The 12,576-nt window shown below is 37.8% G+C and carries 8 protein-coding genes; 5 read left to right on the top strand and 3 right to left on the bottom strand.

Features of this window, described 5'->3' with window-relative positions; translation table 11 throughout:
• Positions 1 to 13: 13 nt before the first annotated feature.
• Both aroA and serC read right to left on the bottom strand, forming a co-directional pair.
• On the bottom strand, positions 14 to 1,300 hold the full coding sequence (gene aroA, locus ACYUCW_RS03060; RefSeq protein WP_004244584.1) for a 3-phosphoshikimate 1-carboxyvinyltransferase: 1,287 nt from the start codon (positions 1,298 to 1,300) through the stop codon (positions 14 to 16).
• Positions 1,301 to 1,496: 196 nt separating this feature from the next.
• Positions 1,497 to 2,585, bottom strand: a complete 1,089-nt coding sequence (gene serC, locus ACYUCW_RS03055) for a 3-phosphoserine/phosphohydroxythreonine transaminase (protein WP_004244582.1) — start codon at positions 2,583 to 2,585, stop codon at positions 1,497 to 1,499.
• A gap of 136 nt (positions 2,586 to 2,721) precedes the next feature.
• Between serC and ACYUCW_RS03050 the strand changes: the two genes are divergently transcribed.
• On the top strand, positions 2,722 to 4,152 hold the full coding sequence (locus ACYUCW_RS03050; protein WP_004247627.1) for an MFS transporter: 1,431 nt from the start codon (positions 2,722 to 2,724) through the stop codon (positions 4,150 to 4,152).
• Between the two features lie 136 nt (positions 4,153 to 4,288).
• Positions 4,289 to 5,554 (top strand): two-partner secretion domain-containing protein, encoded by a 1,266-nt coding sequence (locus ACYUCW_RS03045; protein WP_049209993.1) that lies wholly within the window; start codon positions 4,289 to 4,291, stop codon positions 5,552 to 5,554.
• Positions 5,555 to 5,628: 74 nt separating this feature from the next.
• Here ACYUCW_RS03045 and ansB read toward each other — a convergent pair whose 3' ends face one another.
• Positions 5,629 to 6,666 (bottom strand): L-asparaginase 2, encoded by a 1,038-nt coding sequence (ansB, locus tag ACYUCW_RS03040; protein WP_004244579.1) that lies wholly within the window; start codon positions 6,664 to 6,666, stop codon positions 5,629 to 5,631.
• Between the two features lie 227 nt (positions 6,667 to 6,893).
• Here ansB and ycaO point away from each other — a divergent pair, with 227 nt between their 5' ends.
• The 3 genes from ycaO to pflB all read left to right on the top strand — a co-directional run bounded on the left by ycaO (position 6,894) and on the right by pflB (position 12,512).
• The gene (gene ycaO / locus ACYUCW_RS03035; protein ID WP_049203590.1) at positions 6,894 to 8,651 is read left to right on the top strand and encodes a 30S ribosomal protein S12 methylthiotransferase accessory factor YcaO; all 1,758 of its coding nucleotides are present in this window, start codon (positions 6,894 to 6,896) and stop codon (positions 8,649 to 8,651) included.
• A gap of 669 nt (positions 8,652 to 9,320) precedes the next feature.
• The gene (gene focA, locus ACYUCW_RS03030; protein WP_460408195.1) at positions 9,321 to 10,175 is read left to right on the top strand and encodes a formate transporter FocA; all 855 of its coding nucleotides are present in this window, start codon (positions 9,321 to 9,323) and stop codon (positions 10,173 to 10,175) included.
• 54 nt (positions 10,176 to 10,229) lie between these two features.
• On the top strand, positions 10,230 to 12,512 hold the full coding sequence (pflB, locus tag ACYUCW_RS03025; RefSeq protein WP_004244576.1) for a formate C-acetyltransferase: 2,283 nt from the start codon (positions 10,230 to 10,232) through the stop codon (positions 12,510 to 12,512).
• Positions 12,513 to 12,576: the final 64 nt, after the last annotated feature.

Below are 12,576 nucleotides of genomic sequence, written 5' to 3'. Positions count from 1 at the left end.
GATGCTATTTTAATTAAACTTTTGCATGAGAAATACTTGCTAGTTTTTCAAAATAGTCAGGGAATGTTTTTGCCGTACAGCCAGGATCAAGAATAGTAATCGGCGTGTTAGACAATGCCACCAGTGAAAAACACATAGCTATCCGGTGATCATTATAGGTTTTTATTTCAGCCGTCGTTAACTGTTTAGGCGGTATCACAGTTAAGTAGTCGCGACCTTCGTCAACCATCGCACCAACTTTACGTAATTCTGTCGCCATGGCAGATAGACGGTCGGTTTCTTTTACCCGCCAGTTATAAATATTACGGATAGTCGTTTCACCCTCAGCAAAAAGCGCTGTCGTAGCAATCGTCATTGCCGCATCAGGAATAGTATTCATATCCATATCTATCCCTTTTAACTTGCCACGTTCACACTCTATATAATCGTCACCCCAACGTATTGTAGCCCCCATTTTTTCAAGCACAGACGCAAAATGGATATCACCTTGCAAGCTATTTTTACCAATGCCGGTTACTCGCACGATCCCTCCTTTAATGGCGGCTGCCGCCAAAAAATAAGAGGCAGAAGATGCATCGCCTTCAACCAAATATTTACCCGGAGATTGATATTGTTGACCACCTTTAATCATAAAACGCTGATAGTTTTGATTTTCAATTTCTCCACCAAAAGTGTTAATCAAGGCTAACGTGATATCAATATAAGGTTTAGAGACTAATTCACCTTTAATGGTAATAGTGGTGTCTTGCTGAGCTAAAGGCGCCATCATTAGTAATGCGGTCAGAAATTGGCTGGAAACGGAGCCATCAACATCAACGCTTCCCCCCGAAAATCCCCCACAAACACGTAGCGGCGGATAATCCGTTTGTTCAAGGTAATCAATCTTTGCCCCCCCTTGACGTAACGCATCCACTAAATGACCAATAGGACGCTCTTTCATACGAGGCTCACCCGTAAGAACAATATCGTGCTCTCCGAGGCTTAAAGCTGCCGCCAATGGGCGCATCGCTGTTCCTGCATTACCTAAAAAAAGCTCAAGTGGCTGCTGGGGATGAAAAGAACCTGCTAACCCTTCAATATCACATACCGTATTATTATTTGATAATTGATATTGTACCCCTAAGGCAGTTAATGCATTGAGCATATGACGAATATCATCACTATCTAATAAATTAGTTAAACGCGTTTTTCCCTTGGCTAAAGCTGCCAATAAAAGTGCACGGTTAGAGACACTTTTTGAACCGGGTAAATTGATAGTGCCTTCAATATGTACGATGGGTTGTAATGTCAACGATTCCATAAACAGGTAAAAGCTCCGCTAGATAAGTCAAAATAGGTAGAGACGCTGTGTAATAATGTCAAATAGTATGATTATCGTAATTAATATTTATCTATTTGCCATATTGGCACAGAAATAACAGTTGTTGGCTCTCTGTGCTTTAATTATCAGAAAACCTGCCAATAAGACAGGTTTTGCAACAGTGAAAAGGTAACCATTAAGCGTGGCGACGCTCAAAATCAGCCATAAAATCAACTAATGCTTGTACACCAGCAAAAGGCATTGCGTTATAAATAGAGGCTCGCATACCGCCTGAAACACGGTGCCCTTTCAGCGCAACTAATCCTTGCTCTTCAGCTTCTTTTAAGAAAACCGCATCTAAAGCAGGAGAAGACATTTGGAAAGGTACGTTCATCAAAGAGCGGTTTTCTGTGGCAATACGGTTAATATAGAAATCACTGTTATCAATCGCACTATAAAGCAGTGTCGCTTTCTCATAATTGCGTTTTGCTATCTCTTGCAAGCCACCTTGCTCTTTTAACCATTTAAACACCATGCCTGATAAGTACCAAGCAAAAGTCGGCGGTGTATTAAACATGGAGTCATTTTCAGCCAGTACTGTGTAATCAAACACTGAAGGGGTTTCTTTACGTGCTTTACCCAGTAAATCTTCGCGAATAATTACCAGTGTTAACCCCGCAGGACCAATATTTTTTTGTGCTCCAGCGTAAATCATGCCAAAACGGCTAACATCAAGTGGCTGAGATAAAATAGCGGAAGAGTAGTCGGCAATAACAATTTTTTTATCATCAAAATCCGGCTCTTCGTGGATAGCAATCCCATCGATAGTCTCATTTGGGCAATAATGCACATAGGCTGCATTATCACTTAATTGCCACTCTTTCATTGGCTTAACCGCGATTTTACCGTCAATTTCTGTTTTTATTTTAATGATATTAGGTGAACAATATTTTTCCGCTTCATCGGCAGCACTTTTAGCCCAATATCCTCCATCGATATAATCAGCGGTGGTTTTCTCACCTAATAAATTAAGCGGTAATGCCGCAAAATGACCACGAGCGCCACCATGACAGAACAGAATTTTATAATTTTCTGGTACATTGAGTAGATCCCGTAGATCTTGCTCTGCCTGATGGGCAACCTCCAAAAATTCTTTACTGCGGTGGCTGATCTCCATAACAGAACGCCCTAATCCGTGCCAGTTGCATAATTCTAATTCTGCACGACGAAGAACTTCTGCCGGTAACATGGCCGGACCTGCACTAAAGTTATATACCTGACTCATTCAAATTCACCCTATCTGAATATGTTTTGACAAAACGACCTCTATCGGTTGTATCATTCTCCTCTAATTGGCGCAATGACTTTTGTAAACTTACGTATTATGTGTAGCACACAAAAATAATCGTTAGGAGTATTTTATGTCGGGGAGTCAGTATAAAAAGGAAGATGCGAGCTGGGGAATGCTACTTAAAGGACGAAATAGTCTAAAATCACTCGCTTTAGCAGGGGGAGTGGCATTACATGCTATTAATGTCTATATCACCATTACCACCCTACCTTCTATTGTTCGTGATATCGGTGGGCTTAATTTATATGCATGGAATACCACCGTTTTTATTTTGGCATCCATTCTCTCTTCAGCGTTGACTTCTCGTTTATTAATTTTGCTCGCGCCACGTAATAGCTACTTATTTGCCACACTCTGCTTTTTAGCAGGCTCTATTATCTGTGCTACCGCCCCTTCAATGCCAATCTTGTTGGTTGGCCGATTTATTCAAGGTGCGGGAGGCGGAATGTTACTGGCTTTAGCTTATTCATTGGTCAGGGTGATGTTTCCGCAACCATTATGGTCTCGAGCTATGGCGTTAATGTCCAGTATGTGGGGAATATCAACGTTGCTGGGTCCCGCATTAGGAGGAATATTTGCAGAATATAATATTTGGCGGGGTGCTTTTTGGTCTATTCTTTGTGTAGGCATTCCTTATGCTATTCTACTGTTTACTATCCTTCCTAAGGAAAACAGTGCTGATATTGCTAACAAAAAAACATCACTTCCCTACCTACAACTTACCTTATTAATATTAGCAGTGTTATCTATCTCAATCGGTAGCTTGTATCACGTTACGCTATATCATATTTTATCTTTTCTATTAGCAATTATTTTTATCTTATTATTAATTTATATCGATAAGAGATCTCATGATGGGCTTTTTCCTAAAGGAACATTCTCTTTTTCAGCCCCACTATCCCCTATTTATCTGACTATGGCATTGCTAGGAATAAGTGTTCAGACAGAAGTGTTTGTGCCCTATTTTTTACAAATGATCCATGGTATTACTCCGTTACTTTCCGGTTATTTAGCTGCTTTAGTCGGTGCTGGTTGGTCTTTTTCGGCTATTATCTCTTCATCTCAACCAAGCGGTATTGCTCAGCGTCTTATGCGTATCGGCCCTGCCATTAACTTTACTGCCATAATTGTTCTTGGCTTATTAATTTCAAATTATCTTCTTTTACCTTATGGGCAAGTGATTATTATTTGTCTAGCCCTCTTTTTTACAGGTGCAGGAATTGGCATGGCTTGGCCTCATTATCTCACTCGTGTATTACAGGTTTCTCAAGGGGAAGAAGCGCAAAAAGCGGCGACGTCAATCACCACTATTCAGCTATTTTCAACCGCTGTAGGTGCTGCCATTTCAGGTACTGTTGTAAATATGGCAGGATTAACCAACCCCGGAGGTATTGCTGGCGCACAAAATGCAGCCCATTGGTTATTTATTGTATTTTCTATTACCCCACTGATTGCATTTATTACTGCAAAAATCGTTGTTTCCAATATAAGAAAACATTAATAACATATAACCTAAAAGGCTATTAAAAAAATAGCCTTTTTATTTTTTATAAATAAACGCCTTTTAAACCTGACTATCTTTATTTATGTTTTTAATATCGCTAAATTAGCCCTAAATAATATACAAGGGTAAACATATGAAATTAAGAAATGCAATAATAATTGGCGTAATATACACACCATCAATATGCCAGGCCGTAGAACAAACTAACTATAAATATTATTCTGATCATATTTCTATTAATCAAGACTCTTCAACAATAGTTAAACCTAATGAAATTAATCCTAAACAAGCAGAAATATTAATAGCACCAAAAAATTCCAAAGGTATTTCTCATAATAAATATGATACATTTGATGTAACTGATGCTGGCATTATTTTAAATAATAAAGAGGTTGCCGCTGAGACTATTATTAATGAAGTGGTTAATGGAGCAACGTCATTCTTAGCGGGGAATATCGCGGTAGCTGGCAATGCAGCTCATGTTGTTATAGCCAACCCAAATGGTATTGAATGCCATAATTGTAGTTTTTCGAATACATTACAAGAAACGTTAACAACAGGGAAACCTGTTATCAATAATAATAATGATGAATTAATCGGCTACCGCTTAGAAAAAGCTATCGCTCCTATAAATAAAGGATATAGGGGTGGAAAATCAATTGAACATATTGGAAAAATTGTATTCAGTAACAAAAATGACCGTAGTTCTAGTCATTCTTTTAATAAACTTAATATCATATCTAATAACATTAAGTTAGAAAACGGCTTTATATCTTCTAAAGGAGATATAAGTATTTACTCAGGTAAAAGAGATATAATAATTAAAGAAGGTGAAAGTATCTTAAAACAAGAATACGCCATGCGCTCAAATATAAAAAGAAACAATCTACCTAATCAGATAATATTAGGTGATAAAAATGGTGATCCTAAAAAACAAGGTTTAATCTCTTCTAAAAATATCATTATTAATGCTTCTGATACTACTATTTATAATTATGGTAGTTTAGAAAGTAGTAACCGTAGTAAAAATGCCATACAACTTAATCTAAATAAAACAACATTTAATAACCATGGATATATTCTCGCCAGAGGCGGATATTTAGATCTGCAAAATAAGTCTTTCTTCTATAATATGGAAAGTGGAACTATTGGCATGCAATATTGGCTTAATACTGGTAAAAATAACAATAACTATAGCGAGACATACATAGGGTTAATACCCAAAAATACTATTAGCCAAATGAAAAACTTAACTTTAGATATTAGTGAGGATAGCCAACTGATAAATAATGGTGTTATCAACACTGAACGATTATACACTCGCGATAAAAATATGAATAATATTCAAAACAATAGAGAAGATATCAAAATTTATACTAAATTACGCAAAATTAAATAATATTTAACAAAGAAAACCATCTGCTATGCATCAGCGGATGGTTTTCTGATTTAACTAAAAAACAAAAAAACTAATCAATATTTTTCAAAGTTTTCTTGGATCGTGGCGGGATCTTGTGTTTCTGTCAAAGATAACTGTAATAACACTCTTGCTTTCTGTGGATTTAAACGTTCTGAAGCAATAAAGCCATATTTTGCATCATCTACTTCACCATTTTGTGTGGTAAATCCAACCGGAACACGACTTGAACGAACCACAACAACACCTTTTTTTACACCATCAGCTAAAGTATTTAAGATGTCAGAATACAAGTTACCATTGCCGACACCTGCACTAACAATACCTTTAAAGTGGTTATCTATAAACGCCTTCGCCGGTAAATCAGATGCATTAGCATAGTTATAAACAATACCTACTTTTGGTAATTCGGTTAATTTGCTGACATCAAAGGCAACTTTCTCAGCGCGTGGTGTTGCAGCAGTGTAATAGTGTACTTTACCATCATGAACATAACCTTGTGCACCCGCATTAATCGGCTGGAATGCTTGCACTTCTGTCGTATTCATTTTGACAACATCTTTACCACTGATCACCGAATTATTCATGGTAACTAATACACCACGATTTTCAGATGCTTTATCACTCGCCACCACCACGGCATTATAGAGGTTTAATGGACCATCAGCACCTAATGCTGTTGCTGGGCGCATTGCCCCTACCATCACCACCGGTTTTTTACATGCTGTGGTTAAGTCAAGAAAATAGGCGGTCTCTTCCATCGTATCTGTACCATGGGTTATCACAAAGCCGTCTGTTTTATCACAATCCGTATTAATTTTATTCGCCAGTTTTAACCACACTTGGTCGTTCATATCTTGCGAACCAATATTAACCACTTGCTCGCCTGTTAAGTTAGCCACTTTTTTTGCCTCAGGTACGGCATTAATCAATGTATCAATGCCTAATTTTCCTGCGGTGTAGCTTGAAGAAGTTGCAGAGTCACCACCCCCTGCGATGGTTCCCCCAGTTGCGAGGATTGTCACATTAGGTAAAGCAAAAACGGTACCACTAATTACGGTTAATAAGCTGGCTAGCAATGTTTTTCTTATCATTTTTTAATCCTTATGAGTCTATAAAATCGCGTCCAATTATGATGATTTATTATCAGTAATTCCGTGATAAATAGAACGAATTTATCAAAAGAACTAATATATTAGTGCATTAATGATAAGGAATGTTATTTAAAATCAACCGACACGAGAAATAATTAGTGCATTAGCGACGATTTCAGTATCATGTGCCCCTAACTATCACTCGTAAAATATTGATGAAACCTGCCATGTCACAAACATTTATTCCCGGCAAAGATGCCGCACTGGAAGACTCTATCGCTAGCTTTCAGCAAAAATTAACTCAGTTAGGTTTTAACATTGAAGAAGCTTCATGGTTAAATCCTGTTCCTAACGTTTGGTCTGTTCATATTCGTGATAAAGATTGTCCGTTATGTTTTACTAACGGCAAAGGTGCTACTAAAAAAGCAGCATTGGCTTCAGCATTAGGCGAATATTTTGAACGTCTCTCAACCAATTATTTCTTTTCTGATTTCTGGCTAGGTGCTGATATTGCAGAAGGTGAGTTTGTTCATTACCCAAATGAAAAATGGTTTCCACTGACAGATGATGATGCTGTACCTGAAGGCTTATTAGATGCACGTTTACGTCAATTTTACGATCCTGAAGGTGAGCTATGTGGCAGTGAACTGGTTGATTTACAATCAAGTAATTCAGAACGTGGTATTTGTGCCTTACCGTTTATTCGCCAATCAGATAAAACACCTGTATATATACCTGTTAATATCATTGCAAATCTTTATGCATCTAATGGTATGTCAGCAGGAAATACGAAAAATGAAGCTCGAGTGCAAGGGCTTTCTGAAGTGTTTGAACGCTATGTCAAAAATAGAATTATCAGCGAAAGAATTAGCTTGCCTAAAATCCCCCATGAAGTTTTAGCTCGTTATCCTGCTGTTATTGAAGCTATTACGACATTAGAAAAAGAAGGCTTCCCTATTTTTAGTTTTGATGCATCTTTAGGGGGACAATTCCCCGTTATTTGCGTCGTGCTGTTTAACCCACAAAATGGGACTTGTTTCGCTTCTTTTGGTGCTCACCCCGATTTTGGTGTGGCATTAGAGCGTACTGTTACTGAGTTATTGCAAGGCCGTAGCCTTAAAGATCTCGATGTTTTCAATCCACCGAGTTTTGATGATGAAGAAGTCGGTGACCACACTAATCTTGAAACCCACTTTATCGACTCTAGTGGTTTAATTAGTTGGGATCTGTTTAAAAAAGATGCAGACTATCCATTTGTTGATTGGGATTTCAGTGGTTCAACCGAAGAAGAATTCCACACATTAATGTCACTGTGCCAGCAATGTGATGCAGAAGTGTATATTATGGATTATGACCATTTAGGGGTTTATGCTTGCCGTATTTTAGTCCCTGGCTTATCCGATATTTATCCTGCTGAAGATCTGCAACTAGCCAATAACATTATGGGTGTCCATTGGCGTGATACCATTCTTTCTTTACCAACAAGTCATGGCACAAAAGAAGAGTACCTCTCACTTATTGGCCAATTTGATGAAGATGGCTTAGATGACTTTACTCGTATCAGAGAAATGATTGGTATTGCACCGGGTAAAGATAATGGTTGGAGTCATTTACGTGTAGGTGAATTAAAATCAATGTTAGCACTCGCTGGTGGCGATTTAGAACAAGCATTAGTTTGGGTTGAGTGGACACAAGATTTCAACGCATCATTATTTACACCAGCGCGTCAAAATTATTATCGTTGCCTGCATAATCTTTTACTCCTACGTGAAGAGCATGAGCGTGAGCCTGCACAATATATGGAGGCATTTTCTCGTATGTATGGCGAGGAAACACTGCAAGCTGCATTAAATGCAATTGAAGGTAAACAACCTTTTTATGGCTTGCAACCCATAGATCCATCATTAGCGAATTTGCCTGTTCATCAATCTTTATTAGCCGCGTATGAAAAATTACAACAAGCAAAACGTCAATCGAATAAATAACATTATTTTATTTAAGGTTATTTATTAAATAATTATTTTTAACTGATTAATAATCGCTTTGTTTAAAATCAAAACACTCTACTAATAAGTAGAGTGTTTTATTATATATAAAAAATATAACGACAATTTTGCCACCATGACAATTATGTCAAATGACAAAAGTGTCAAATATGTCAAAAGTGACGATTTTAAGTTTTAAATACGACGTAAAAAGATAAGGTTAACTTTTTAATCTAAAAAAACCACAAAAATATAGTTTAAATTGCTAATTGTTTACCTAGATCTCAAAAATTTAAAAACCGTATTTTTATAATGGTTTTAAGGCTGGCGTAATCAATTAGATTACCCACAAATAAAGTAATGTTTATATTTAGCGCAAAAGTAAATGGAGCGTTAAATTTTATTTTTATCTGTTAACGCTAATAGAAATAAATAATACGTTATATTTACTTTTTACTTTGTTTATCCAGCCAGGCTAAAATTTTTTGATAAAATTTAAAAAATTTTTTCTTATTATTAATCAAATAATTATAGCTAATTTAGCCGGTTTTTACGTACTAAAATTGCGTCTCTCATAAGCGACTATGATCCATATCAACTTTAGGAGTAAGACCCTTTGCTACTATTATTGCGTGCTATAATTATTCCAACATATAAGAGAGTGTTAGTATGAAAGCTGACAGCCCTTTTAATTTATTATCACCTGCTGATATGGCAAAAGTTGCCGATGATGCATGTTGTTATAAAGCAAACAAACATATCCCAACAACTTACTTATCTGCTTTTACTGCGGGAATGTTTATTTCAATTGCGTTTGTTTTTTATATTACAGCGACTACAGGCACCGCATCTGTTCCATTTGGTCTCGCTAAACTCGTTGGAGGAATTTGTTTCTCTTTAGGCTTAATGCTCGTGGTTGTTTGTGGTGCAGACTTATTCACTTCAACTGTACTCACCATTATTCCTAAAGCGACAGGACGTATTTCTTGGGCTAAGATGTTCGCTAATTGGATAAATGTCTATATTGGTAACTTTATTGGCGCCCTGTTCTTTGTTGCCTTAATGTGGTTTGCAGGTCAATATGCAGCAGCTAATGGGTTATGGGGTCTGAATGTATTACAAACTGCACAGCATAAAGTTGAGCACACCTTTATTGAAGCAGTTTGTTTAGGTATTTTAGCTAATTTAATGGTTTGTCTTGCAGTTTGGATGAGTTATGCAGGTCGAACTTTAATTGATAAACTCTTTGCACTTATTTTACCTATCGGTATGTTTGTGGCGAGTGGCTTTGAGCACAGTATCGCTAACATGTTTCTTATTCCTTTAGGTATTGTAATTAAGAATTTTGCACCGGCAGAATTCTGGACTACAGTAGGTGCATCACCAGAACAATTTTCAAATCTAACAGTATCAAATTTCCTCGTTGATAATTTATTGCCAGTCACTATCGGTAATATTATCGGCGGAGCAGCCCTAGTCGGTCTGGTATACTGGTTAATGCATCTGCGCGGCGATAAACATTAATCCGTGCAGTTATGACTGATTTCTTAAGTTCCATTGTAAAAAGGTAGAAGTATCATGTCTGATTTAAATGAAAAATTTGCTGAAGCATGGAAAGGTTTTTCTGAAGGTGAATGGCAGAACAATGTTAATGTTCGTGACTTTATTCAAAAAAACTATACTCCATATGAAGGCGACGAATCTTTCCTAGCAGGTTCCACTAAAGCAACTGATACACTTTGGGAACAAGTTATGGAAGGCATCAAAATTGAAAACCGCACTCATGCGCCGGTTGATTTTGATACTTCTGTTGCTTCAACTATCACTTCACACGATGCGGGTTATATCGAAAAAGATTTAGAACAAATCGTCGGTTTACAGACTGATGCACCTCTAAAACGTGCAATCATCCCATTCGGTGGGATCCGTATGGTTGAAAGTTCTTGCCACGCTTATAACCGTGAGCTAGATCCAGAGCTGAAAAAAATCTTTACTGAATATCGTAAAACACACAACCAAGGTGTATTCGATGTTTATACTCCAGACATCTTAAAATGCCGTAAATCAGGTATCTTAACTGGTCTGCCAGATGCTTATGGTCGTGGCCGTATCATCGGTGACTACCGTCGTGTTGCACTGTACGGTATCGAGTTCCTACGTAAAGACAAATTCGCTCAATTCACCTCTTTACAAGAAAAACTGGAAAAAGGTGAAGATCTGGAAATGACTATCCAACTGCGTGAAGAAATCGCAGAGCAGCACGCTGCATTAGGTCAAATCCAAGAAATGGCTGCGAAATATGGTTGTGATATTTCTCGCCCAGCTCAAAATGCGAAAGAAGCAGTACAATGGACTTACTTCGGTTACTTAGCCGCTGTTAAATCTCAAAACGGCGCAGCAATGTCCTTCGGTCGTGTATCTACTTTCTTAGATATCTATATCCAACGTGATCTCGATGCAGGTCTGTTGACTGAAGAACAAGCTCAGGAATTAATTGACCACTTAGTCATGAAATTACGTATGGTTCGTTTCTTACGTACTCCTGAGTATGATGAATTATTCTCTGGTGACCCAATCTGGGCAACAGAATCATTAGGTGGTATGGGTTTAGATGGTCGTACTTTGGTAACTAAGAATACTTTCCGTTTCTTAAATACCCTGTACACCATGGGTCCTTCACCAGAACCAAACATGACTATCCTATGGTCAGAACAACTGCCTATTAATTTCAAAAAATATGCAGCTAAAGTCTCAATCGATACTTCTTCAATCCAGTACGAAAATGATGACTTAATGCGTCCTGACTTCAACAGTGATGACTATGCAATTGCATGTTGTGTTAGCCCAATGGTTGTGGGTAAACAAATGCAGTTCTTCGGTGCTCGTGCAAACTTAGCTAAAACCTTACTGTATACCATCAATGGTGGTGTGGATGAGAAACTGAAAATCCAAGTAGGTCCAAAACACGCACCTATCATGGACGAAGTGTTAGACTTTGATACTGTGATGAACCGTATGGATCAATTTATGGATTGGTTAGCAACTCAGTATGTTACTGCACTGAATGTTATCCACTACATGCACGATAAATACAGCTATGAAGCAGCACTGATGGCACTTCATGACCGTGATGTATACCGTACTATGGCTTGTGGTATCGCAGGTCTATCTGTTGCGGCTGACTCACTGTCTGCTATCAAATATGCAAAAGTATCACCAATCCGTGATGAAAACGGTTTAGCCGTAGACTTCAACATTGAAGGTGAATACCCACAATTTGGTAACAACGACTCTCGTGTTGATGATATCGCTTGTGACTTAGTTGAACGTTTCATGAAGAAAATTCAGAAACTGCACACTTACCGTAACGCAGTGCCAACTCAGTCAATTCTGACCATCACTTCAAACGTTGTGTATGGTAAGAAAACAGGTAACACTCCAGACGGTCGTCGTGCTGGCGCACCATTCGGACCAGGTGCTAACCCAATGCACGGTCGTGACCAAAAAGGTGCGGTTGCTTCATTAACTTCAGTTGCTAAACTGCCATTTGCTTACGCGAAAGATGGTATTTCTTATACCTTCTCTATCGTACCTAACGCGTTAGGTAAAGATGATGATGTTCGTAAAGCAAACCTTGCAGGTCTGATGGATGGTTACTTCCATCATGAAGCGGATATCGAAGGTGGCCAACATCTGAATGTTAACGTAATGAATCGTGAAATGCTGTTAGAAGCAATGGAAGATCCTGAGAAATATCCTCAATTAACTATCCGTGTTTCTGGTTATGCAGTCCGTTTCAACTCATTAACTAAAGAGCAGCAACAAGACGTTATCACTCGTACATTCACTCAAACAATGTAATTTGATAACTCATGCATTTATTTACTGAGAAAGTAGATAAAATCGCTTAGAATAAAGGCCCCTA

Source organism: Proteus sp. MB838, from assembly GCF_054767435.1.
Note: the sequence above shows the minus strand (reverse complement) of the source record. Positions and strands in the feature narration are given on the sequence as shown.